Raw genomic sequence first — 23,751 nt, 5'->3', positions numbered from 1 at the left:
CACCTTTTGTGTAGATAGGACGCCAATCACAGTTTAACGGTTCGGTGCATACCGTTTGGCGAATCCATGCCGGGCCTATAGAATTCCCCGTTATTCACGTTACATCCTGATTTGACCGGACCCGAAGCCATGATCCCTGCAGAACTCCTACGCCAAGCCCGAGTTGAAAATGTTGCCCTGAGCCTGCGTGAGGATATTGGCGACGGCGACATCACAGCGCAGCTGATTCCCGCAGACAAGCTCGCTTCTGGCCGGGTTATCACCCGTGAACACGCAATCATTGCCGGTCGCGACTGGGTCAACGAGGTTTTCCGCCAGGTCGACCCGACGGTTGTGCTCGACTGGCAGGTCAACGACGGTGACACAGCGTCTCCGGACCAAACCCTGTTTCGCATGCAGGGACCCGCACGCAGCCTTCTGACGGCGGAGCGGGCGGCACTGAACTGGCTGCAGACGCTATCAGGCGTCGCAACCGTCTGCGCCGGGTACGCGGAAAAAGTTGCTCACACGGGCGTGCACCTGCTCGACACCCGAAAAACTCTTCCGGGACTGCGACTGGCGCTGAAGTACGCAGTTACCTGTGGTGGCTGCCACAACCACCGCATTGGCCTCTGGGACGCGTTTCTGATCAAGGAAAACCACATCTCGGCCTGCGGCTCCATCGGTCAGGCCATCAGCGAAGCCCGGCGAATTGCCCCGGGCCGGCCGGTGGAAGTGGAAACCGAGTCCATGGATGAGCTGCAGCAGGCGCTCTCAGCCGGGGCCGACATTATCATGCTGGACGAGTTTTCTCTGGAAGACATGCGAGCCGCCGTTGCCCTGACCCGCGGTCGGGCTCGCCTCGAAGCCTCCGGCGGCATCAACGAAAAGACACTGGTTCCGGTAGCGGAAACCGGCGTCGACTACATCTCGATCGGCGCGCTGACCAAGGACCTCAAAGCCATTGATCTGTCCATGCGACTGGACTGATCAGCTCCCGGACAACAACCGGTCAATCTCTTCCAGCTCCCGGACCAGGCTCTCACCCGATTCGGGCCGCCCCCGAAAATGCTCTTCGGCCATAGGGGCGATGCCCGATACAGCCGGCAGTGGATGGTCATTTTGGATGATCACTTTCATCCGCTCGACAAACACGAACTGGATCCACTGGGTAAATTCCAGCGTGTCGATGCAGAAGGGCTGGGTGCTTTGCATCGCCTCCGGAGATGGTGGCTCCTCGTCCCACAGCCCCAGCTGGCGCAGCTCCATCTCGATTCGGAGCAGACTGTCGGCAACCTGGCCTACCTGATCACTGGAATCACTCATAACAAACCTTTTTTTAATCCGCCAAGGGCTCCAGCTCCACCGTCTCACCGTGCAGTACGCGGAACAGATCTTCGTACTGACGAGTCAGGGTGTGCTTGGGTGCCATGTGAATGAGCGGCTGCCGGCTCTGGTGCGATTCTTTCATCTTGACGGAACTCGACAGCCGCACCGGCAGCACTGGCAGTCCCTCTTCCATCAGTTCCCGGACCAGTTGCTTTGGCAGGCTGGCGCGTGGCTGAAACTGGTTGGCAACAATACCCTCGACCACCAGATCCTCGTTGTGGTCTTCCTGCAGATCACGAATCTCATTCAGGATGTTGTACAGAGCCTGGCGGGAGAAATCATCGCAATCAAAGGGAATCAGACACCGCTGGGCCGCAATCAGCGCGGAGCGGGTATAAAAGTTCAGTGCCGGAGCCGTATCAATGTAGATCGCATCGAAGGTCTCACCGAGTTTTTTCAGGGCCTCGCGCAACTTGTAAATCTTGTGCTTGGCCTCCAGCTTGCGCTCCAGAAAGTCCAGTTCCGGACTGGATGGCATCACGAAGAGGTTGTCGAAGGGAGAGGCATGGACAAATTCATCCGGGCGGCGATTGAAGACGGTGAAGGCGACCGTCTGCTCCAGCATGTCCGCCACCGTATCCCGGAGCTCCCCCGCAGGCTTGCCCAGCAGGTAGTGGGTCGAGTTGCCCTGTGGATCCAGGTCCACCACCAGCGTCCTCTTGCCACGGGCCGCACTGATTGCCGCCAGGTTGCAGGTAATACTGGATTTGCCTACGCCGCCTTTCTGATTGAATACAACCCGTCTCATGTCGTCTCTCCCTTACGCACTTTCTAGTTTTGGGGCCGATCTTCCGTTTACCAACCCATCACGGTCTTCACAAACGGAATCGTCAGCCGTCGCTGAGCCTGAAGCGAATTTTCATCCAGAGTGTCGAGAATTGCCAATAAATCTCCCAATCGGCGCGGGGCGCGCCGCATGATGAATCCGGCAACGTCGTCACCAATTACCAGGCCGCGCTGTTCGGCACGGGCCATCAGGATGCGGAGGCGGTCGTCGTCGCGGTAGATACCCAGCTGAACGGTCAGACCATGGGTGAGCCGTGACACCAGATCGGGCAGTGTGAACGATGCTGCCGAGGGGACTTCGGACAGACTCACGACCAGCAGACCACCCCGGTCCTGGACGCGGTTATAAAGGTGAAACACCGCCTCCTCCCAGGCGCCCTGCCCGGTGATGCGGTCCACATCATCAAGGCAGATCACATCCGCCCCCTCCAGCCCCGCCAGCGCTTCCGGCCCAAAGGGTTCCAGTTCGGCGATGCTGATACAAACCGCGGCACGGCTCCGGCTTTCCGCGTCGTGACAGATGGCCTGAAGCAGATGACTCTTGCCGGTATCGGAATCCCCGCAAATCACCACAACCGGGATGCCTTCCGGCTGCTCGCAGATGGCCTTCAGGCGCGATGCTGCGCTGGCGTTGCGGTCACCGTGGAAATTATCGAAACGGGCATCGTCACGAAGCTTGATACCCAGGGGAAGTTGCGATGCTTTCACGACCGCTTGGCCCTCCACGCCCGCACACCCCAGATCAGCACGTAGTGCAAGCCGCTGAAGATGGCCGACACGGCGACCAGCATGATGCCGGCTTCAAGCACCCAGGGCTGCATGGGCAAGCCAGCCAGCAGAACAATGACCGCAAGAACCACAAGAATCTGGATAAAGGTGTTGAGCTTGCCCGGGAGGCTGGGCTGCATGTCAAAGCGTCCGATACCGTAGTGATAAGCCAGGGCGCCCACCACAATCAGGAGATCGCGGCCGAGAACGAGAACAAAAAGCCACACCGGAAACACTCCGGTCAGCGTGAGCATCAGATAAGCCGTCAGCAGCAGGGCCTTATCGGCCAGGGGGTCGGCGATGGCGCCAAATCGCGACCGCCAGTTGAAATGCCTGGCCAGGAAGCCGTCAAAGGCATCGGTGGCTGCCGCCACGACAAATATCAGCAACGAGAGGCGATAGTTTTCGGCCAGCAAACCACCCGCAAAGGGAGCAATCAGCAAAATGCGCAAAAACGTCAGGGCATTGGGAATCCAGCGCCAGCGTTCCAAACTCACAAGACTCCCTCCGGTAACGCCTTACTCTCCGTCACCCTTCCCGATGACGGGCGTTGTTTCCCAACGATAATACAGCACCTGGTACAGGGATTCGAACGCCTGTTCGGCCTCCTGCTCATCAACCGGCATTGGCTGATAGGAAAACATGGACCGATTGCCGTCAGCCCCTGCGGCAATTGATTCAGATTCAGAGTTGGCATCTGCCGCCGGCGCCCCCTGGGCCTCGGACGCTGTCGCCTCTTCGACCTCGGTGGCGGCGGGTCCCGGAACCACTTCCGCCCCCGCAGGCTCTGGCGACGTCACTTCGGGGCCACTCGGCTCCCCTTCCATAGCCACGAAACGGGGATCCAGAGCGATATATTCCTTGAGCTGATCCAGTTCCCCGGAAAACGCAACGCGAAGGGTCAGCTGATCGCCTTTGACCCGGGTGGCGCCAACGCTCACCACGGGTGTCAGCCCTTCGAGTACCTTGTTGATTTTTCCATAATCCTCAATGGATGAGACACCGCGCAGGACAATATCCACCTGAGGAGATTCTCCAACTTCGCCGGCGGCAACTGCGTACCGATTCGCGTAGCGCTCTGCCCAGCGATTAACAACCGTCTGCGCCAGGGCTTCCGGCGTGGGTGCCGTCACGGACTCTTCTCCACCGTCCATGGACATGCCATCGAACACCCAGCCGGCACGCCATTGGCCACCGGTACGGTTAACCCGGACCAGCGCCATGACATCGTGTTCAATATCACCGGAAACGCCACGAAGGCGGTTGACGAACTGCCCCCAGAGATCAGACAGCAGTTCACGATCGCCGCTGTACTTCGCAGGGGGTAACGCCACGGGCAGCCCCCGATCGAGAGCGGCCTGATCGAACGCGCGCTGCCACGTCGAAGACGTCTGCTGGCCGCCAGAGGCACCCGAATCCGGGCTTTCGGTAATCAGTGTCCGGGCACCGCGATCTTCCACCGCCACCCAGGCCAGGGTCAGGGGGCGGTTTGCACCCCATACCGGCGCATTAATGGAGGCCAAGGCACGGTTTACGCCAACAGCACCAAACGCCATGCGAAGCCGGTTGTCACCGTTCTCACCACGCAGGTACTGATAGGAAAGAAGCAGGGACTCGGCATCAGCCAACAAGGCTTCCACGCCTTCCTGGTCCAGCACGTCCCGGGTACCGGAAACTCGGACAAAGACTCTTGCGAGGCCATCGGCATAGCCGACCGCGAGTTCGTCTGGAGAAGACCCGGTCACGGGAACCTCAACAGAATAAAGTCCGGACACGGTGACCGCGGAGGCGGGAACACAAAAGGCCGCGAGAATAAGCCCAAACATGAACGCCCACGCTGCCGGTCCAGACTGGAATGCCGACTTAGGTCCTGATACTGACATGAAACACCCTGCAGTTCGCATGAATGGCGCATAGGATACACCATGGCCCAGGGTGTGAGTAGCAGGCCAGGGTTTCGGAAAAGCAATATTGGCAATACCTTGCCAGCTTCCCGCTCCTGACCGTGCGCCGTAGGGGGAATTACATTTGGAGCGCCACACAGCACCTGTTAAAATCCGCCGCCTGACCCACTGGCCAACGGTTAAAGTACCCCATGAGCGAACAGAAGCCCTCCCTGACCTACCGCGATGCCGGCGTTGATATCGACGCAGGCAATGAACTCGTAAACCGCATCAAACAGACGGCCGCGCGCACCAAGCGTCCGGAAGTACTGGGCGGACTGGGCGGGTTTGGCGCCATGGTTTCTATCCCGGCCGGATACAAGGAGCCGGTACTGGTTTCCGGAACGGATGGCGTGGGCACCAAGCTGCGCTTGGCGATGCAACTGCAAAAGCACGACAGCATTGGTATCGATCTGGTGGCCATGTGCGTCAACGATCTCGTGGTCGGCGGCGCCGAACCGCTGTTCTTCCTGGATTACTACGCCACCGGCAAGCTTAACGTTGACGTTGCGGCACAGGTGGTATCCGGCATTGGTGAGGGCTGCGCTCAGGCCGGCTGTGCCCTGGTTGGTGGTGAAACCGCCGAAATGCCTGGCATGTATGAAGGTGATGACTACGATCTCGCCGGCTTCTGTGTCGGCGTGGCCGAACGCAGCGAAATCATTGACGGCAGCCGCGTGCAGGCTGGCGACGTGTTGCTGGCTCTGGGCTCCTCCGGTCCCCACTCCAACGGCTACTCACTGATTCGCAAAATCCTGGAAATCAGCGATGCCAAGCTGGACCAGACACTGGACGGCACCACCCTCGGCGACGCCCTGATGGCACCGACTCGAATCTACGTCAAGAACCTTCTGCAATTGATTCGGGAAGTGGATGTCCGGGCACTGTCTCACATCACAGGTGGCGGCCTGCCCGAGAACATTCCCCGGGTACTCCCCGACGGCAGCATTGCCGCCATCGACACTACCAGCTGGACCCTGCCCCCGGTCTTCCAATGGCTGAAGGACGCCGGTGGCGTTGCCAGCGAGGAAATGTACCGCACTTTCAACTGCGGCATTGGCATGATTGTCTGCGTTCCGGCCGATCAGAAAGACCTGGCCCTGGACACTCTGAAAGCGCTGGGTGAAAACGCCTGGCAGGTGGGCGTGATCGAAGCGGCAGACTCCGCAGACAGCGATCCGGCGGTTCGCTACGCACCAGGGCTGCTCTCGGCATGAAGGCAGACCAGCCCCCCCTGCCCCGGATCCTGGTACTGGCTTCCGGCAGCGGCACCAACCTCCAGGCACTGATTGATGCAAGCCGGGAACGAGACTTCCCGGGCCAGATCTGCGCCGTTGGCAGTAACCGCCCGAATGCCTTTGCCCTGGAGCGTGCCGCCCAGGCCCACATCGAAACGTTCGTGGTCGATCACCAGAAATACGACTCACGGGAAGAATTCGACGGTGCGCTGATGGCGGAAATCCGCCGCCACAATCCGGACCTGCTTGTTCTGGCTGGGTTCATGCGAATTCTGACCACCGATTTTGTCCGGGCCTTCCGCGGCAGGTTGCTCAACATTCATCCGTCACTGCTTCCGAAGTATACCGGCCTTAATACCCATCAGCGGGCGCTGGATGCCGGTGACACGCAACACGGCGTGTCTGTTCACTTTGTCACCGAAGAGCTGGATGGCGGCCCTGTCATTGCTCAGGCGGAGGTGAGCATTGCACCGGATGATACCGCGGAGACACTGGCAGAGCGGGTGCAGGAAAAGGAACACATCCTCTACCCAATCGTTGTGCGCTGGTTCTGCGAGGGGCGCATCCAGCTCGGGACGGATTACGTGCTGTTTGACGGCGAACTGCTGAACAGCCCGATGCGGCTACCTGATAACTGAGTCCCACCCTGAACGGATTGTCATCTCCCCTCCGCTGGTAACCCGCTAAACTGTCGCCAACAGAGACGGCTTTTGGGTTACCTTCTATGCATTTGATTCGACTGATCGCAACGATACTGCCCAAGGGAGTGGCAACGCTGCTGCTCCCGGTATCACTGATCACCGCTGCCCATGCGGAAGAGCCTGGCTCCACCCTCGTCCCCTATCAGGCCACTTACACCGCCTCCATGAATAAAGGCGTATCCCTGAATGGCACCGCAAAGCGCACGCTCAGCGATCAGGGCAACGGGGTTTGGCTGTACCGCACGGACGTCGACTCCTTCATTGCGGATATTGACGAGTCTCTGGTCCTCAAATGGGAAAATAACCATGTTGTGCCGCTGCGTTACCGGTATCGCCTGTCAGGTTTTCTGATCAAGGACCGGGAACAGTCAATTGATTTTGACTGGGACGCCGGAGTCGCCACCGGCGAGTATCGGGGCAAGCCTTTTGAACTGGAACTCACGGAAGGGGTGCTGGACCCGCTGGGCTTCCAACTGCAACTGAGCCAGGACATCAAGTCCGGCAAGCGAGACCTGACCTACCAGGTGATTGATGGCGGTGACTACGACCACGACCGCTTTGCGGTTCTCGACAAGGAACCGCTGAAAACCTCACGCGGCTCCATCTCGACCCTGAAAGCGGAAAAGGTACGGGATAAGTCCTCAAAGCGTGAAACGCTGATGTGGTTTGCGCCAGACGAAGATTTCCTGCTGGTTCGGCTTCGCCAGGTCGAACCCGACGGCAGCAGCTACGAGCTCAGGCTGAACCGGGCCGATCTGGGCGGCTAGGCCGCGCCGCCGGCCTCGGCCCACACCGCCTTGACCTCGCCTGCGATGATCCGCAACCCCTCGGCGACCCGGGCGTCGTCCTGGGAATAGGTCACCCGCAGACATTCATGCCGATGTTTCCAGCCATCCTCCGGCAGGCCCGGGAAGAAATAATGACCGGACACCACCAGCACACCACGCGCTTTCAGCCTCTGATATAGCTCCAGACTCGTGATCGGCAAATCCGGGAACCACAGCCAGAGGAACATGGCACCTTCGGGCTTGTGAATATACCAACGGCAGGTGTCCTCCCCCATCGCCTCCCGGAACGTGGCTACGGCCTTTTCCATTTTCGCCTTGTAGAACGGGCAGACCACGTCCCGACTCAGCGACAGAATCTCTCCAGACCGGACCAATGGATCCGCCAGCATGGCACCGAAACTGCCGGTCGCCAGATTCATGATGGCGTTGATGCCGGACAAGGCCTTGATCACTGGCTTTGCGGCGATCACGATGCCGGTCCGGGCCGCCGGCAACCCGAGCTTGGAGAGACTCAGACACAGGATGATCCGGTCGTTCCAGGTTGGTTCGGCATCGACAAACAGCAGGCTTGGGAAGGGAGTCCCGTAGGCCCCATCCACGATCAGCGGCACATCGTGCTCCCGAGCGAGGGCTTCGAGCCTGGCCAGCTCGTCGTCGGTCACCACATTCCCGGTGGGATTGGTGGGGCGGGAAACACAGATCGCGCCAGTTTCCCCGGTGACCTCAACGGCATCAAAGTCGACCCGGTACTTGAACTCGTGGGCATCGGTGAATGAGATGTCAGGCTGAACCGCGTGAAACAGGCCGGGTTCGATGCCAGCGTCCGCATAGCCGATATACTCGGGGGCCAGGGGCAAGAGAATATGTTTGTGCTGACCGTTACCGTAATCGCCGCCAAACATATTGAACAGCATGAAAAATGCGGCCTGGCTGCCGTTGGTGAGCGCGATGTTCTCGGGCTCAAGACCCCAGTCGTACTCGCGGTTCAATAACTCTACGAGTGCGCCAATGAACTGCTTTTCGCCCTGGGGCGGATCATAAATGCCAACCAGACGCCGCACGTCGGCCTCGCTCCGACTCATATCCGCCAGAATTTCCTGGACCCGCTTCTGGATCTCAGGGATATGACCAGGGTTTCCGCCGCCCATCATGATCATGTCGTCGCCGGACGCCATGGCATTGCCCAGATCGTCCATCAGCGAGGTTATGCCGGCATCGGCTGTAAATTTGCGACCAAATGCAGAGAGTTTCATGGCGTTAAATCCGTCGTGCACACCGGGTGAATAAAACAGTCAGCAACAGGGACAGTGTAGCCGGTCCCTGCGGCAGGGACTTATTCGGTCAGGGATATCCCCAGATTGCTGACGCCGTCATTGGCCGCATCGTCCCGCAGCTTGTCGACAAACTGTTGCGTGGGGGTGCGTTGGCGCTTGAGCGCCAGCACTATGTCGCGCTGGAAAGCCTTGTCCTCTTTCATCAACGGATGATGATCCAGCAGTCGCACCAGCTCATCCTCGTCCAGCTCATCACCCTCGGACACTTCCAGGAAATTCATGACCGTGCCGGTGGCCAGCTGGGATGCATCGGTGGCCCGGTGCTTGGTGGGATTCAGTCGGTTCAGCAGCGCCTGCTCCAGCAACTGGCAGAAATCGAAGGCTGGATACACACCATAGGCATCGTAGGCGTCGACATCCGGAGACAGCGCCTCAAGCTTGGCCAACAGCTGGGGAATGGCGGATTCAGACGTCTCTTTTTGCAGCATGTCCCAGCCGAGGTCCAGCATCTGGCGCATCTTGGCACCGGTTTTCAGGCCAACGGCATCAGCGAACAGGGCGTAGTTGGGAAACGAGCGCTCGGCAAGCGCCAGCAGGAAGGCGCATTCGCGCCATCCCTGCAGTTGCGAAACAGCTTTCAGAAACTGATTGGCGTTCATGTCCTGGGCAGGGTCACGCCGGTCTGACCAAGATACTTGCCGCCGCGATCCTTGTAGCTGGTTTCACAGACTTCGTCGGACTCGAAGAACAGCATCTGCGCCACGCCTTCGTTAGCGTAGATCTTGGCAGGCAGGTTGGTGGTGTTGGAAAACTCCAGGGTGACCTGACCTTCCCATTCCGGCTCCAGCGGCGTGACGTTGACGATAATGCCGCAACGAGCGTAGGTCGATTTGCCGAGACAAATGGTGAGCGTACTGCGGGGAATCCGGAAGTACTCGACGGTACGGGCGAGCGCAAAGGAGTTCGGTGGAATAATGCAGACATCACCGGTGTAGTTGACGAAGCTGTTTTCGTCGAAGTTCTTGGGATCCACGGTGGCGGAATGCACGTTGGTGAAAATCTTGAACTCGTTGCTGCAACGCACGTCGTAGCCATAGCTTGAGGTGCCGTAGGAGATGACACGACCCTTTTCGGTTTCACGGACCTGACCGCTCTCGAACGGTTCGATCATGCCGTGCTGCTCGGACATCCGGCGAATCCACTTATCGGATTTGATGCTCATGGGTGAAGTCTCGTTTCCACTGGAAAAATTGAGGCGTAGTTTACCTGTTCGGCGGGGGCCTGTCGAAGGCCCAATCCCGCTCAGTTGTGGGGCTGCGGTCACAGGTTACCTAGTGCTCAGTAACGGACACACTGGAAATAGATCCACTCAAATTGCGCTCGCGAGTAGACAGTTCAGCCCCGACCCGGCGGGCGATGTCCCGGTACCGGCGGGCCACTTCCGAATCCGGCTCGGCCACGACCGAGGGCGTGCCGCCGTCGGTCTGCTCGCGGATGGTCATGTGCAGCGGCAGTTGGCCGAGCAAGGTGGTGTCGTATTCCTCGGCAATGCGCTCGCCCCCGCCCTGGCCGAACAGCGGCTCTTCATGGCCGCAGTTGCTGCAGATGTGGACGCTCATGTTCTCCACCACGCCCAGCACCGGAATATCCACCTTGCGGAACATTTCGATGCCTTTCTTGCCATCCAGCAGCGCGATGTCCTGAGGCGTGGTGACGATAACCGCGCCGGTGACCGGGACTTTCTGGGCCAGCGTGAGCTGGATGTCGCCGGTGCCCGGCGGCATGTCCACGATCAGGTAATCGAGTTCATTCCAGAGGGTCTGCTGGAGCAGCTGCATAACCGCGCCGCTGACCATCGGTCCGCGCCACACCATGGGCGTTTTATCAGTGACCACGAAAGCCATGGAGTTGGCCTGCAGGCCGTGAGCTTCCATGGGCACGAAATACTTGTTCTCACGGGTGTCCGGTCGCTTACCTTCCGGCACGCCCAGCATCATGCCGATGCTTGGGCCGTAAATATCCGCGTCCAGAATGCCAACGCGGGCGCCTTCCGCCTGCAGGGCCAAAGCCAGGTTGACGGCGGTAGTCGATTTGCCCACACCGCCCTTGCCAGACGCCACGGCAATGATGTTTTTCACCCCGGGAACGGACGGCAGGTCTTTCTGGACCTTGTAGGAGTGAATCTTCTGCCCCACGTGTACTTCGGCATGCTCGACCCCATCCACGTTTTCCAGCGCCACGGAGACCAGCTGCTTCAGGGCGCCGGCAATGCCCTTGGACGGGTAAGGCAGCTCGACCATCAGGGTTACGTTGCCGGCGTCGTCGGCGTTCAGTGTTTTTACCGCATCCAGCTCGTAGAGGTCCTTTTGCAGGTACGGATCGCGGTACTCACGAATTGCTGTCTGCAGGGCCTGCTCTGAAATCTGTGTCATCGGACTCTCCGGAATAAGCTCATACTTGATTTTAAGCACGGAAACAGGTGATTCGGGTGAAAAATTTCTGCTCGGAAGGTATCATCTGTGCCCGTTTCTGACCATACAACCCTACTTTGAAGAAAGGTTCGGACACACCATGACGCAAGCGAGTTCAAAGCAACAGCGCGATATCCTGGTCACCAGCGCCCTGCCCTATGCCAATGGCCCCATCCATCTGGGCCACCTGCTGGAATACATTCAGACCGACATCTGGGTGCGCTACCAGAACATGCGTGGCCAGAACTGCTACTACGTTTGCGCCGATGATGCCCACGGCACTGCCATTATGCTGCGAGCCGAGCGCGAGGGCATTACTTCCGAGCAGCTCATTGATCGAATCCGCGAGGAGCACCAGGAGGATTTCGCCGGATTCCATATCCGTTTTGATAACTACTACACCACCCACTCGGAGGAAAACCGTCAGTTCTCCGAGTACATCTACCGGCAGCTTCAGGAAAACGGGCACATTGCCACGCGCAAGATTACCCAGTCCTACGACCCGGAAAAGAACATGTTCCTGGCGGACCGCTTCATCAAGGGCACCTGCCCGAAATGCAAGACCGAGGACCAGTACGGTGATAACTGCGAGGCCTGCGGGGCGACCTACACCCCGGCCGAACTGATCAACCCGCGCTCCGCGGTCTCCGGCGCAACCCCGATCGAGAAAGAGTCTGAGCACTATTTCTTCAAGCTCCCCGATTTCCACGACTTCCTGGCCAACTGGACCCGCAGCGGCACTCTGCAGCCCCAGGTCGCCAACAAGCTGGCCGAATGGCTGGATGCTGGTCTGCAGGAGTGGGACATCAGCCGCGATGCGCCTTACTTCGGCTTCGAGATCCCAGATGCGCCGGGCAAGTACTTCTATGTCTGGCTGGACGCCCCCATAGGCTACCTCGCCAGCTTCAAGAACCTGTGTAACCGCGAAGGCATCGACTTCGAGCATTTCTGGAAGGCTGACTCCACCGCCGAGGTGTACCACTTCATCGGCAAGGACATCATTAATTTCCACGCCCTGTTCTGGCCATCCATGCTGCACGATGCCGGCTTCCGGACACCGACTGCGGTCTGGGCTCACGGCTTCGTGACCGTAAATGGCAAGAAGATGTCCAAGTCCCGCGGCACCTTTATCATGGCTCGCACCTACCTGGACCACCTGAACCCGGAGTACCTGCGCTACTACTTCGCCGCCAAACTCACCGGTGGTGTGGATGACATGGACCTCAACCTCGAAGACTTCGCCGCCCGGGTGAACTCGGACCTCGTGGGCAAAGTGGTTAACATTGCCAGCCGTAGCGCCGGGTTCATTACCAAGCGTTTCGACGGACAGCTGGGCAGGGTCACCGAGCATGACAAACTCCGGGAGTTCATTGATGCCGGCAAGGACATCGAGGAATTCTACGAATCCCGTGAATTCGGCCGTGCCATGCGCCGGATCATGGAACTGGCCGACATTGCCAACCAGTACGTCAATGACGAACAACCGTGGGTGATCGCCAAGCAGGAAGGCCAGGAAGAGAACCTGCAGGCCATCTGCACTAACGCCATCAACATGTTCCATCTGCTGATCACCTATCTGGCGCCAGTCCTGCCGGAGACCGCCAAGGCCTCCGAAGCCTTCCTCAACGCCAGACTGGATTGGAACAACCGCGCTCAACGCCTGGAAAACCATGGCATCAACAAGTTCAAGCCGCTGATGAACCGGGTGGATATGGACCAGATCGAAAAGATGCTTGATGCCTCCAAAGAGGAACTGCCCGCAGCGACCGGCAAGCCGGCACCAGCTGCCAATCTGGAGCCGATCGCCGATGAGATAGAATTCGGTGATTTCGCGAAAGTGGACCTTCGGGTCGTTAAAATTGTCAAAGCAGAGCATGTTGAAGGTGCCGACAAACTTCTTCGCCTCACGCTTGACGTAGGGCATGGCGAGCGCAACGTGTTTGCTGGTATCAAGTCAGCCTACAAGCCGGAAGGTCTCGAGGGACGCCTGACCGTCATGGTTGCCAACCTCAAACCGCGGAAGATGAAGTTCGGGATGTCCGAGGGCATGGTTCTGGCAGCGGGCCCCGGTGGCGAGGATATTTTCATTCTGTCCCCGGATTCCGGCGCCACCCCCGGCATGCGGGTTATGTAAGGGCGGCCGGGCAGAGCTGGCAGGGGCCAATGGAGCAAGGTAAATGACCGAATATCTGCTGATTCTGGTCAGCACCATTCTGGTGAACAATTTTGTACTGGTTCAGTTCCTGGGCCTGTGCCCGTTCATGGGTGTGTCCGGGAAGCTGGAGACAGCCATGGGCATGTCTCTGGCAACCACCTTTGTGCTGACCCTGTCATCGGTATGCAGTTACCTGGCCTATACCTACCTGCTGGCGCCGCTGGATCTGGCGTTCCTGAAGACCATCACCTTTATCCTGGTGATTGCAGTGGTGGTCCAATTCACCGAGATGGTGGTTCGCAAGACCAGCCCGCTTCTGTATCGGGTGCTCGGCATTTTCCTGCCCCTGATCACCACCAACTGCGCAGTTCTTGGTGTCGCTCTGTTGAACCTGAACAAAAACAACAACTTCGTTGAATCCGTCCTCTACGGTTTCGGTGCCGCCGCCGGTTTCTCGATGGTTCTGGTGCTGTTCGCGGCCATGCGTGAACGCATCGCCGTGGCCGATGTGCCGGTTGCCTTCCAGGGTGCCGCCATTGGTATGGTAACCGCAGGGTTGATGTCACTGGCGTTTCTGGGCTTCACAGGCCTGGTCAGCGTTTAACGGAGACACGTGGTATGTGGACAGGCATTGTCATCGCCGTTCTGGTTCTTCTGGCCCTTGCCGTGATTTTCGGTGGCCTGCTGGGCTTTGCGGCCGAGCGTTTCCGGGTTGAAGGTAATCCGCTGGTGGACCAGATTGATTCGCTGCTACCACAGACCCAGTGCGGCCAGTGCGGGTTTCCCGGCTGCCGCCCCTACGCCGAATCCATTGCCAATGGCGGCGCCATCAACAAATGCCCACCGGGCGGTGAAGCCACCATCAAGGCCTTGGCCGATCTGCTTGATGTGGAGCCCCAGCCGCTAGATGCCGAGCACGGGGTCGAACAAGCCAAACGCGTGGCAATCATCCGCGAGGACGAATGCATTGGCTGCACCAAGTGCATCCAGGCCTGTCCGGTGGACGCCATCCTCGGCGCAGCCAAGCACATGCACACGGTCATCGAGAGCGAGTGCACCGGCTGCGACCTGTGCGTTGAACCCTGCCCGGTGGACTGTATCGACATGGTTACTGTCGAACCGGATATCCGAACCTGGACCTGGACACCGCCGGCTTCCGGCGTCATTGCTACCGATCGCCAGGGAGTCAGCGCCTGATGACTCAGTTGTGGGATTTCGCCGGCGGTATTCACCCGGCCGAGAACAAGCATCAGTCCACGGCTCTCCCAATTCGCGCCGCCGGCATCCCCGACCGCCTGGTGTTGCCGCTGCAACAGCACATTGGTGAGCCGGCGGCCGCCATAGTCAGCGTGGGTGACCGGGTATTGAAGGGCGAGAAAATCGCCGATGTGACCAATGGAATGGGCGTGCCGGTGCATGCCCCGACCTCCGGTGTCATCGAGAGTATTGCCGAGCTGCCGGTGCCGCACCCCTCCGGCATGAACGACTGGTGCATCACCCTCAAGCCCGATGGCGAAGACCAGTGGACCGCACGCCAGCCAGTCTCCGATTACCGCAGTCTGGAGCGGAACCAGGTACTGGAACTCATTCGGGACGGCGGCATCTCCGGCATGGGCGGAGCGGGCTTTCCGACCAACATCAAGCTGCGCCCGCCAAGAGACCGCAAGGTTGATACCCTGATTCTCAATGGCGCCGAGTGTGAGCCTTACATTACCGCCGATGACATGACCATGCGTGAGCAGGCCGATGAGATCGTCGCGGGTCTCAAGGTCATGGCCTGGATCCTGCGTCCGGAACGATGCGTGATTGCGATCGAGGACAACAAGCCGGAAGCCGTTGAGGCCATGCGAGCGGCCACCAAAGGCACCCAGATTGAGCTTGCCGCCATTCCGACCAAATACCCCTCCGGCGGGGAAAAGCAGCTGATCCAGATACTGACGGGTATGGAAGTGCCCAGTGGTGGCATCCCGGCCGATATCGGCGTGATGTGCCAGAACATCGGCACCGCGGTTGCTGTATCCCGGTTGATATTTGAAGGTCGCCCTCTGATTTCCAGAATCGTGACCATCACCGGAGAGGCTGTACAGGAACCGGGGAATTTCGAAGCCCTGATCGGTACGCCGGTGCAATATCTGCTGGACCAGGCAGGCCTGCAGCCTGAGAAGGTCAACCGTCTGGTGCTGGGTGGCCCGATGATGGGCTACACCCTCACCACCACGGCCGTGCCGGTGATCAAGACCAGCAACTGCGTTATTGCCGCCACCGCCGCTGAGTTGCCCACACCGCCGCCAGAGCAACCCTGTATCCGATGTGGTGAATGCGCCGAGGTCTGCCCGATGGAGCTCCTGCCACAGCAGCTATTCTGGTACTCCAAGGCTGCAGAGTTTGAGAAAGCCGAGCACCTGAACCTGTTTGATTGCATTGAGTGCGGCGCCTGTTCGTACGTCTGCCCGAGTTCCATTCCCCTTGTGCAGTACTATCGCTACGCCAAGGGAGAGATTCGGGTGCAGCGAGCCGAACAGCTGAAGGCGGACCGGGCTCGGGAGCGTTTTGAAGCTCGCCAGGAGCGCCTGGAGCGGGAACAGCAGGAGAAGGAGCAGCGCCGGAAGGAACGGGCAAAAGCCGCAGCGGAAGCCCAGGCGAAGAAAAAGGCGGAAGCTGAAAAAGCTGCCACCGAAGGCGATGCGGTGGATGAGCGTTCGGCCAAGGCGGCACTGGTTCAACAGGCCCTCGCGCGCAAGAAAGCCAAGACCGAGGTCGCCAAACCGCAAGCGCCTGCCGCCGAACCCGCTCAGGAGAAGCCCGACCTGGAGGCACTCGAAAAGCAGCTGGCCCAGGCACAATCCAAGCTCGAAACCATGCAGGGCATGCTGGAAGACGCCAAAGCCCAGCAGGCCGACAATGTAGAGAAACTGGAACGAGCGGTCGCCAAGAACCACGACCGGGTAACGCGCGCGGAAGAAGCTCTGGCCGACGCCCGCCAGCAGCTGGCGTCCCAGCCCGAATCCCAGTCAACCGAATAACCGAATTCAGGCCCGACATTCATGGCATTTGCTCAACAGTCTTCACCCCATGCCCATCATGCCCGTCCCACATCAAGGGTTATGCTCTGGGTGATCATCGCTGCGTTGCCTGGCCTGTTCGCGCAGACGGTGTTCTTTGGCTGGGGCAACCTGATCAATGTGGTTTGGTGCGTTGCACTGGCGATGGCCTGCGAGGCTGCCATCCTCAAGCTCCGGAACAAGCCCATCGGCTTTTTCCTGAAAGACAACACAGCTGCAGTAACCGGCCTGCTGCTCGGCTTGTCGCTCCCCCAGTTCGCCCCCTGGTGGGTATCCGGCATTGCTGTCGTCTCCGCCATCGTCGTCGCCAAACAACTATACGGGGGCCTTGGCTCCAACCCGTTCAATCCGGCCATGGTGGGCTATGCCCTGGTGCTGATCTCCTTCCCGGTTGCCATGACCACCAACTGGGCCGAACCGGCATTGCTCTGGAAAGGGGCGCCCGGTTTCTCCGAAACCCTCAGCACGATCGCCTCGGCAAAGCAAACCGCGGTAGACGGCTGGACCATGGCAACTCCGCTGGATGAGTACAAACACAAGATCGCGAACCGGACGGCCGCCGAGGTTCTGCAGCACCCCACCTTCGGCAACGGCATTGCCCGGGGCTGGGAATGGGTAAATGCCGGTTTCCTGGCTGGCGGCCTCCTTCTGGTTCTGCTCCGGATCATCACCTGGCACATTCCCGTGGGGTTTCTCGCCGGGCTTGCGGCAATGAGCCTCGCGTTCGGCAGCAACGCCGATCAGTATGCGCCACTGTCCATGCATCTGCTGGCCGGCGGCACCATGCTCGGGGCCTTCTTCATTGCCACCGACCCGGTGTCGGCAGCGACCAGCCACCAGGGCAAACTGATCTACGGGGCCGGAATCGGCGTGCTCATTTACCTGATACGAACCTGGGGGAGCTATCCCGATGCCGTGGCCTTCAGCGTCCTGCTGATGAACTTCGCCGTGCCGTTCATCGATCACTACACGCCACCGCGGACCTACGGCCATCACAAGGCTCGCCGCGGTGTGCCGAGCAGGAAGCAGGGATAACGTATGGCCGCACTTGCACAATCGATTCGTCGCAGCGCCGTTGGCCTGGGCCTGTTCGCCATGATCACCGGTGGCACTATCGCGGTCACCCAGGCCCTCACCGAAAAGCGAATACAGGAGCAGGCCGCGCGCGCCGAAGCCAAGGCTCTGCTCGAAATCATTCCCGAAAGCGCTCACGACAATAATCTGCTCCGGGACACGGTCCAGTTACCCGCCAGTGACCGTCTTGCCACCGATGGTCCACTGACCGCCTGGGTAGCGCGTCAGGACGGTCGGCCCACTGGCATGATCCTGCCGATTGTTGCCCCGGACGGCTATTCCGGCAAAATCCACTTGCTGGTCGGTGTGGACCTGAACGGCACAGTCCTTGGTGTCCGCGTCATCAGTCACAAGGAAACGCCCGGGCTCGGGGACCGTATCGAAACCAAGAAGTCGGACTGGATTCGAAGCTTTGAAGGCCGCTCGCTTGGCCAGCCGCCCCACCGGGAATGGAACGTAAGGAAAAACGGCGGGGAATTCGATCAGTTTACGGGTGCCACCATCACACCCCGGGCAGTGGTCAAAGCGGTCCAGAAATCCCTGATCTATTTTCGCAAGAATCGGCAGGTAATTCGGGAGCGGCTCAACGAAGCGCCGTCGCCCAGACCGAAAGCCATTACTCCGGAGACCATTGCCGGAGAAGCAACCCGTTCGGAGCATTCCTGACTATGACCACCAAGACGTCCAGTGAAATCATTCGCGACGGGCTCTGGAACAACAACCCCGCCCTCGTTCAGGTATTGGGTCTGTGCCCGCTTCTGGCGGTGACCAGCACTGTCGTCAACGCCATTGGTCTGGGCCTGGCGACCCTGATGGTGCTGATGGGCTCCAACCTCGCAGTGTCGCTGATCCGGAACTTCGTCGGCGAATCGGTCCGACTGCCGGCATTCGTTATGATCATTGCATCGTTCGTCACCTGCGCCGAACTACTGATGCAGGCATTCACTTACGAGCTTTACCAGATCCTGGGCATCTTCATTCCCCTGATCGTGACCAACTGCGCCATTCTTGGCCGGGCTGATGCCTTCGCCTCCAAGACCACGCCCGGGCCGGCTCTGCTGGATGGCGCCATGATGGGGCTCGGCTTCCTGGCAGTGCTGGTGGTGCTGGGTGGCATGCGCGAACTGATCGGCCAGGGCACGCTGTTTGTCGATATGAACCTGCTGCTCGGCCCGATGGCCGCCGACTGGGTGATTCGTCCGTTCGAGAGCTACCCCGACGTCCTGTTCATGGTCCTGCCTCCGGGCGCATTCGTGGGTCTTGGCCTCCTGATTGCCCTGAAGAATGGCATCGACAACCATCTGGAGAAGCGTCGCAAGGCCACCGAACCGGCCCCTGCGGCCAGTGGCAGCAAACGCGTTCGCGTCACCGGCAACGTTTCCTGACCAGCAGGCAAGGTGAATGTAAGCTCCCATGAACAAACAGAAACGCATTGAAATCTTTACCCGGCTGCGGGACGCAAACCCGAACCCCACCACGGAGTTGAACTACTCCACGCCGTTCGAGTTGTTGATTGCTGTCATTCTGTCTGCCCAGGCAACCGATGTCGGCGTCAACAAGGCAACTGACAAACTGTTTCCGGTGGCCAACACCCCGGAGGCGATTCTGGCATTGGGCGTCGACGGGCTGAAGGAATACATCAAGACCATCGGCCTGTTTAACAGCAAGGCCGAAAATGTCATCAAGACCTGCCGGATCCTTATTGACAAACATGGCAGCCAGGTCCCGGAAAAACGGGAAGATCTCGAGGCCTTACCGGGTGTCGGCCGGAAGACCGCCAACGTGGTTCTCAACACGGCGTTCGGACATATGGCGATGGCCGTGGACACCCACATTTTCCGGGTCTCGAACCGCACCGGGATTGCCCCCGGAAAGAACGTCCTGGAGGTGGAGCAAAAGCTGATGCGTCTCGTGCCCAAGGAGTTCCTGCTGGATGCGCACCACTGGCTGATTCTCCATGGTCGCTACACCTGCACCGCCCGTAAACCCAAGTGCGGCGCCTGCATTATTGAAGACCTCTGCGAGTTCAAGGAAAAGCGGGATTACCTGTAGGCGCCCCGCCGCGTTTTAACACAGGGGCACGCACAAAAAAGCCGGCATTGAATGCCGGCTTTTTCTGTCAGGAAGCGGCGGTTACCGCTGTCCCAGCATCTTCTCTTTCAGGTCTTCCTGGGCTGGCTTGTCAGACAGCCAGATCCCGAACAGGGCCTTCTTGAACGCCAGATCACCCATGGTGTCCTTGTGCTGGCCGTTCTTGAGGACCTTGACGCCTTCGCCCGGCAGGTACACCAGATCAAAAACATCACCTTCCCTGATCTCTTCCTCGAACACGGCCATGAACTGGTCAACGTCACCCTGAATCGCGGCCATGTCACCACCGGTAGACGCTTCAAAACCTTCCAGAGTCGCTTCGGTCATGCGTTCACTGGTGATCATGCCGGAAATGATGTGCAGCGTGATGGCCTGTGGCTCATCCGCGTTGATAACAGCCTCGCCATCATCAATGGTTTCCGGCACGTACAGGCCACCAACGTAGAGGTCCATAAACCACTTTGACCGCGTGCCCGCGCCATTAAGTTTCAGTTCGGTATCCATGGCCGAGTAGGTATCTGGAACATCCACACCTTCCACGGTCAGTGCCGACACCGGCGTTGACAGAGCAGCTGCCATGGCCAGAGACATAAAACCGGTAAAGAGAGCCTTCTTCATAGTCCTTTCCTTTTCGATCGTTATTATTGACGTGTTTCATTCGTGCACCGGGTTTCGACCCCCTTATCCCCGCCCGGTCCGGGCATTCTAACAACGACAGGGGACCATCAGGCGGAACCTGGTTCTCATTTGCAGCGATAATGAAACAGAAAAACCGGCGGGGTTTCCCCGGCCGGTTTTGGCATGATCAAGGTCTGGAAGGCGTTACTTGAACAGAAGGTTTCCGGAGAGGCCTTCTTTCTCGAGGATTTCACGCAGGCGTCTCAGCGCTTCCACCTGAATCTGGCGGACCCGTTCACGGGTAAGCCCGATCTCCTGCCCGACCTCTTCCAGCGTACTGACCGGATACCCCCTCAAACCAAAGCGACGGGACAGGACTTCCTGCTGCTTTTCGCTGAGCTGGTCGATCCATTTTTCCAGGCACGAGCACATGTTGTTGTCCTGAAGCAGATCCGCAGGGTCGGTAGCACCCTCATCCGCCACAGTGTCCAGTAGAGACTTCTCGCCCCCGGTGCCAATAGGGGTGTCCATGGAGGCAACCCGCTCATTGAGACCCAGCATGCGCTTAACATCGGCAACTGGCTTGTCGACCATTCGCGCAATTTCTTCGGCGGAAGGTTCGTGATCCAGCTTCTGCGTCAGCTCCCGCGCGGCACGCAGGTATAGGTTGAGCTCCTTGACCACGTGAATCGGCAGACGGATGGTCCGGGTCTGGTTCATGATCGCGCGTTCAATGGTCTGGCGAATCCACCATGTGGCGTAGGTTGAGAAGCGGAAACCGCGTTCCGGATCAAATTTCTCGACCGCCCGGATCAGGCCGAGGTTACCTTCCTCGATCAGATCCAGCAGCGTCAGCCCCCGGTTTACGTAACGCCGCGCAATCTTGACCACGAGACGAAGGTTGCTCTCGATCATCCGCTTGCGGCCTGAATCCTCGCCCTTCCGTGCCAGGCGAGCGAAATAGACTTCTTCCTCAGGGGTCAGGAGGGGTGAAAATCCGATTTCGTTGAGGTACAGCTGAGTGGCATCCAGCTGTTTCTGGCTGGTGAAATAACGCCCCTGGGTGGGAATTTCTTCATCTGCATCTGCGGTATCTTCGTCCGCCGAAGCTTTGTCGACTTTCTCTTCTGCTAGCAATTGATCCTCGGACTCATCCACGTCCGCCACGCGATCAATGATGATATCTTCCTGCTCTGCTGACATTTTCTTGCCCCGCCTCTCAATAATCCTGGGTGTTCGTCCGGTACTTCTTGTTATTGCGGACGCTCTTCGTGCAACTGCTTTTCTTCTTCAGGACATCTGTTGGTTGGCCGGTTACAACTGCAACCGTTCTTTTTTATTTTTTGAACGCGGTCTTTCTGTCAGTGCCGGTTGGTGGCGGGAAACAGAATCCTGTCTGCTTCTGCGCTAGCGTCTTGGAAGGTAGTGGGCGGGATCAACCGGATTGCCATTTTTTCGGATTTCAAAATGCAACATGGGTCGTTCAGCGCCACTGCTACCGAGCTCTGCGATCACCTGACCGGCTTTCACATCCTCCCCTTCCCGCACCAGAATCTTCCGGTTATGTGCATAAGCACTCAAATAGTGCTCGTTATGGTTAACAATAATCAGGTTACCGTAACCAAGCAACCCATTGCCGGCGTATACGACATTACCACTTGCGGCTGCCTTTACAGCATCACCGGCTTTTCCGGCAATATCAATACCTTTATTGACTTTTCCGGATGTTGAATAACCAGCAATTACGGTGCCAATGTGCGGCCAACGCCAATTCACCCGGGCAACCGTCTGAGTCTGCGATGCCAGCGGAGCACCCTTTTCAGGAGACCGGGTCACCGTTGGCTCGGGCGCGGCTTTCGGTGTGGGCGCGGGTGGCGCGCCCCGGGGTTTGCTTGATGCAGGCGCAGATTTTCTCGTTGCTACCTGATTCTGACGGCCGGATGTGACAGTTCCGCGAAGGTCGAGGCGCAGGACCTGGCCTGCCCTTAAGTTCCAGGGTGGGTCAATTCCATTGGCACTGCCCAGTTCGCGGTAATCACGGCCGTAACGCCAGGCTATGCTGTACAGGGTTTCGCCCGGCTGGACCACATGGCGGCCCCAGTATACCGGCGGGTTGTAGAGGTCGTCCCGGTACAGCGCAGAGGTGTTGCAGCCGCTCAGCAAGGCGGTCAGGAGCAGAATCGCAGCTATCGGGGATTGGCCGCTTGGGCATTTCAGGGCACGAGGGGAAGCACAGGCACCGGAAGGGAACCGCGGGAAAGCCGGCGAAGCGGCACTGAACAGCCCACGCAAGAATCTCACAAGAATAAAAACGACCTAGTTATAAAAAATCCGTATAACGCGTCCGATGTGTCACACAACTTTCTCAGGTTCTAAAAGTAACTTGCTAATATATTGCACAATTTCCCTTTCAATCCAAGTTACCCCACAGACACATCTGTTACCGGGAGAAACATCCTTTTTGTGCGTTAGGTAACACTTCGTTCATGCTTGACCGCACATTCTCAGGAAACCCTGCCACGATGGTTTCGCGTTCCAACCCATTCGACCAACAGCACCAGGAAAAATCCACCGAGTGCAATCAACACTGCAAGCCCGAGTTTCGGATCCTGTCCGGTCAGATCCGCAAACGTGAAGGGACCGATGCTGAGCTCATTAAGCGGCACCTGTTCACCGGAACTGTTGGTGCGCCAGCTGAGCGTCTGCTTCCAGGGCCAAACCTTGTTCAGGGCTCCCACCATAAAGCCGGTGAGAAGCGCCAGCACCAGGTCGTGAAAGTGGTGGAACGCCCAGGTAATAACACGCGCGATTGAAAGAAGCCCCAGCAAGCATCCCGCCATGAACAGCAGCAGAATCCCCAGGTCGGCGGTTTTTATGGCCGCAAGCACCGGGGAATACATGCCGATGATGACCAGAATGAAACTTCCCGAAATACCCGGAAGAATCATGGCACAGATCGCCAGTGCGCCCGCACCGAAGAAAGCCAGCGCAGAAGGGTCAACCCGTCCCGCCGATAAGGTAGTTATCCACCAGGCCACGCCAATGCCGATAACAAGTGGAACGCCCAGGGAGAATCGGTAGTGCCGGACCTGACGCCCGACATGCCAGACTGACGCGATAATCAGCCCAAAAAAGAAGCTCCAGATCAGGATGGGATACTCGACGAGCGCATAACTGATGGCGGAAGCCAGAGTCAGGATACTGGTCAACACTCCGCCGAGCAGACAAACCAGGAAGGTGCCGTCGCAGGCTTGCCAGAAAACCTTTACCCGCCCCCGGAACAGATCACCCACGACAGCACCGGGCACCGCATTGATGGCTTCCAACAATCGGAAATAGATACCGGTGATAAAGGCAATCGTGCCGCCCGACACGCCGGGCACAATGTCCGCTGCCCCCATCGCCATGCCCCGT

25 protein-coding genes are annotated in these 23,751 nt (G+C 58.9%); 12 read left to right on the top strand and 13 right to left on the bottom strand.

Features of this window, described 5'->3' with window-relative positions; translation table 11 throughout:
- The first annotated feature begins 129 nt into the window (after nt 1–129).
- Nucleotides 130–969 (top strand): carboxylating nicotinate-nucleotide diphosphorylase, encoded by an 840-nt coding sequence (gene nadC / locus K0B93_RS00290; RefSeq protein WP_219865281.1) that lies wholly within the window; start codon nt 130–132, stop codon nt 967–969.
- Here the strand turns inward: nadC and K0B93_RS00285 are convergent, their stop codons facing one another.
- The 5 genes from K0B93_RS00285 to K0B93_RS00265 are packed head-to-tail and all read right to left on the bottom strand — an operon-like array spanning nt 970 to nt 4,748.
- A complete protein-coding gene (locus K0B93_RS00285) occupies nt 970–1,305 on the bottom strand; it encodes a YqcC family protein (protein WP_219865280.1) in 336 nt (111 codons plus the stop codon).
- 13 nt (nt 1,306–1,318) lie between these two features.
- Nucleotides 1,319–2,116: a ParA family protein gene (locus K0B93_RS00280; RefSeq protein WP_219865279.1), complete on the bottom strand. Its 798-nt coding sequence runs from the start codon at nt 2,114–2,116 to the stop codon at nt 1,319–1,321.
- Nucleotides 2,117–2,163: 47 nt separating this feature from the next.
- The gene (gene hda / locus K0B93_RS00275) at nt 2,164–2,862 is read right to left on the bottom strand and encodes a DnaA regulatory inactivator Hda (RefSeq protein ID WP_219865278.1); all 699 of its coding nucleotides are present in this window, start codon (nt 2,860–2,862) and stop codon (nt 2,164–2,166) included.
- Nucleotides 2,859–3,419, bottom strand: a complete 561-nt coding sequence (locus K0B93_RS00270; protein WP_219865277.1) for a CDP-alcohol phosphatidyltransferase family protein — start codon at nt 3,417–3,419, stop codon at nt 2,859–2,861. Before K0B93_RS00270 ends, hda begins: the two co-directional genes overlap by 4 nt.
- A 21-nt stretch (nt 3,420–3,440) precedes the next feature.
- Nucleotides 3,441–4,748 carry a DUF2066 domain-containing protein gene (locus K0B93_RS00265; RefSeq protein ID WP_219865276.1) on the bottom strand — a complete coding sequence of 436 codons (1,308 nt, stop codon included), beginning with the start codon at nt 4,746–4,748 and terminating at the stop codon, nt 3,441–3,443.
- A gap of 269 nt (nt 4,749–5,017) precedes the next feature.
- Between K0B93_RS00265 and purM the strand changes: the two genes are divergently transcribed.
- From purM to K0B93_RS00250, 3 genes are all read left to right on the top strand, one after another.
- On the top strand, nt 5,018–6,082 hold the full coding sequence (gene purM / locus K0B93_RS00260; RefSeq protein WP_219865275.1) for a phosphoribosylformylglycinamidine cyclo-ligase: 1,065 nt from the start codon (nt 5,018–5,020) through the stop codon (nt 6,080–6,082).
- Nucleotides 6,079–6,741, top strand: a complete 663-nt coding sequence (gene purN, locus K0B93_RS00255) for a phosphoribosylglycinamide formyltransferase (RefSeq protein ID WP_219865274.1) — start codon at nt 6,079–6,081, stop codon at nt 6,739–6,741. Before purM ends, purN begins: the two co-directional genes overlap by 4 nt.
- 86 nt (nt 6,742–6,827) lie before the next feature.
- A complete protein-coding gene (locus K0B93_RS00250; protein ID WP_219865273.1) occupies nt 6,828–7,571 on the top strand; it encodes a DUF3108 domain-containing protein in 744 nt (247 codons plus the stop codon).
- Here K0B93_RS00250 and K0B93_RS00245 read toward each other — a convergent pair.
- The 4 genes from K0B93_RS00245 to apbC form a co-directional block, all read right to left on the bottom strand.
- On the bottom strand, nt 7,568–8,845 hold the full coding sequence (locus K0B93_RS00245) for a valine--pyruvate transaminase (RefSeq protein WP_219865272.1): 1,278 nt from the start codon (nt 8,843–8,845) through the stop codon (nt 7,568–7,570). The two genes, K0B93_RS00250 and K0B93_RS00245, sit on opposite strands and share 4 nt — an antisense overlap.
- An 80-nt stretch (nt 8,846–8,925) precedes the next feature.
- Entirely contained in the window at nt 8,926–9,525 is a 600-nt protein-coding gene (locus K0B93_RS00240; RefSeq protein WP_219865271.1) for a YjaG family protein, read from the bottom strand.
- Entirely contained in the window at nt 9,522–10,088 is a 567-nt protein-coding gene (gene dcd / locus K0B93_RS00235; RefSeq protein ID WP_219865270.1) for a dCTP deaminase, read from the bottom strand. Before dcd ends, K0B93_RS00240 begins: the two co-directional genes overlap by 4 nt.
- A 109-nt stretch (nt 10,089–10,197) precedes the next feature.
- Complete coding sequence (gene apbC, locus K0B93_RS00230; protein ID WP_219865269.1) at nt 10,198–11,298, bottom strand: iron-sulfur cluster carrier protein ApbC; 1,101 nt, start codon at nt 11,296–11,298, stop codon at nt 10,198–10,200.
- A gap of 139 nt (nt 11,299–11,437) precedes the next feature.
- Between apbC and metG the strand changes: the two genes are divergently transcribed.
- From metG to nth, 8 genes are read left to right on the top strand one after another with little or no spacing between them, the layout of a single operon-like run.
- Entirely contained in the window at nt 11,438–13,471 is a 2,034-nt protein-coding gene (metG, locus tag K0B93_RS00225; RefSeq protein ID WP_219865268.1) for a methionine--tRNA ligase, read from the top strand.
- A gap of 43 nt (nt 13,472–13,514) precedes the next feature.
- Nucleotides 13,515–14,096: an electron transport complex subunit RsxA gene (gene rsxA, locus K0B93_RS00220; protein ID WP_219865267.1), complete on the top strand. Its 582-nt coding sequence runs from the start codon at nt 13,515–13,517 to the stop codon at nt 14,094–14,096.
- Nucleotides 14,097–14,110: 14 nt separating this feature from the next.
- Nucleotides 14,111–14,689 carry an electron transport complex subunit RsxB gene (gene rsxB / locus K0B93_RS00215; RefSeq protein WP_219865266.1) on the top strand — a complete coding sequence of 193 codons (579 nt, stop codon included), beginning with the start codon at nt 14,111–14,113 and terminating at the stop codon, nt 14,687–14,689.
- Entirely contained in the window at nt 14,689–16,515 is a 1,827-nt protein-coding gene (rsxC, locus tag K0B93_RS00210) for an electron transport complex subunit RsxC (RefSeq protein ID WP_219865265.1), read from the top strand. The genes rsxB and rsxC overlap by 1 nt, the downstream gene beginning before the upstream one ends.
- Before the next feature lie 21 nt (nt 16,516–16,536).
- On the top strand, nt 16,537–17,589 hold the full coding sequence (gene rsxD, locus K0B93_RS00205) for an electron transport complex subunit RsxD (RefSeq protein WP_219865264.1): 1,053 nt from the start codon (nt 16,537–16,539) through the stop codon (nt 17,587–17,589).
- A gap of 3 nt (nt 17,590–17,592) precedes the next feature.
- Nucleotides 17,593–18,294: an electron transport complex subunit RsxG gene (gene rsxG, locus K0B93_RS00200; RefSeq protein WP_219865263.1), complete on the top strand. Its 702-nt coding sequence runs from the start codon at nt 17,593–17,595 to the stop codon at nt 18,292–18,294.
- A gap of 2 nt (nt 18,295–18,296) precedes the next feature.
- Nucleotides 18,297–19,013: an electron transport complex subunit E gene (locus K0B93_RS00195; RefSeq protein ID WP_219865262.1), complete on the top strand. Its 717-nt coding sequence runs from the start codon at nt 18,297–18,299 to the stop codon at nt 19,011–19,013.
- 28 nt (nt 19,014–19,041) lie between these two features.
- A complete protein-coding gene (gene nth / locus K0B93_RS00190; protein ID WP_219865261.1) occupies nt 19,042–19,680 on the top strand; it encodes an endonuclease III in 639 nt (212 codons plus the stop codon).
- 81 nt (nt 19,681–19,761) lie between these two features.
- Here the strand turns inward: nth and K0B93_RS00185 are convergent, their stop codons facing one another.
- From K0B93_RS00185 to K0B93_RS00170, 4 genes are all read right to left on the bottom strand, one after another.
- Entirely contained in the window at nt 19,762–20,337 is a 576-nt protein-coding gene (locus K0B93_RS00185) for a chalcone isomerase family protein (RefSeq protein ID WP_219865260.1), read from the bottom strand.
- A gap of 204 nt (nt 20,338–20,541) precedes the next feature.
- A complete protein-coding gene (rpoS, locus tag K0B93_RS00180; protein ID WP_219865259.1) occupies nt 20,542–21,540 on the bottom strand; it encodes an RNA polymerase sigma factor RpoS in 999 nt (332 codons plus the stop codon).
- Nucleotides 21,541–21,744: 204 nt separating this feature from the next.
- The gene (locus K0B93_RS00175; protein WP_219865299.1) at nt 21,745–22,629 is read right to left on the bottom strand and encodes a peptidoglycan DD-metalloendopeptidase family protein; all 885 of its coding nucleotides are present in this window, start codon (nt 22,627–22,629) and stop codon (nt 21,745–21,747) included.
- A gap of 212 nt (nt 22,630–22,841) precedes the next feature.
- Entirely contained in the window at nt 22,842–23,744 is a 903-nt protein-coding gene (locus K0B93_RS00170) for a DUF368 domain-containing protein (protein ID WP_228743120.1), read from the bottom strand.
- Nucleotides 23,745–23,751 lie beyond the last annotated feature (7 nt).

It is taken from the genome of Marinobacter sp. F4218 (assembly GCF_019443085.1).
In the GTDB taxonomy this organism is placed as follows: Bacteria; Pseudomonadota; Gammaproteobacteria; order Pseudomonadales; family Oleiphilaceae; genus Marinobacter; species Marinobacter albus.
This window is presented reverse-complemented; position numbering and strand designations above follow the sequence as displayed.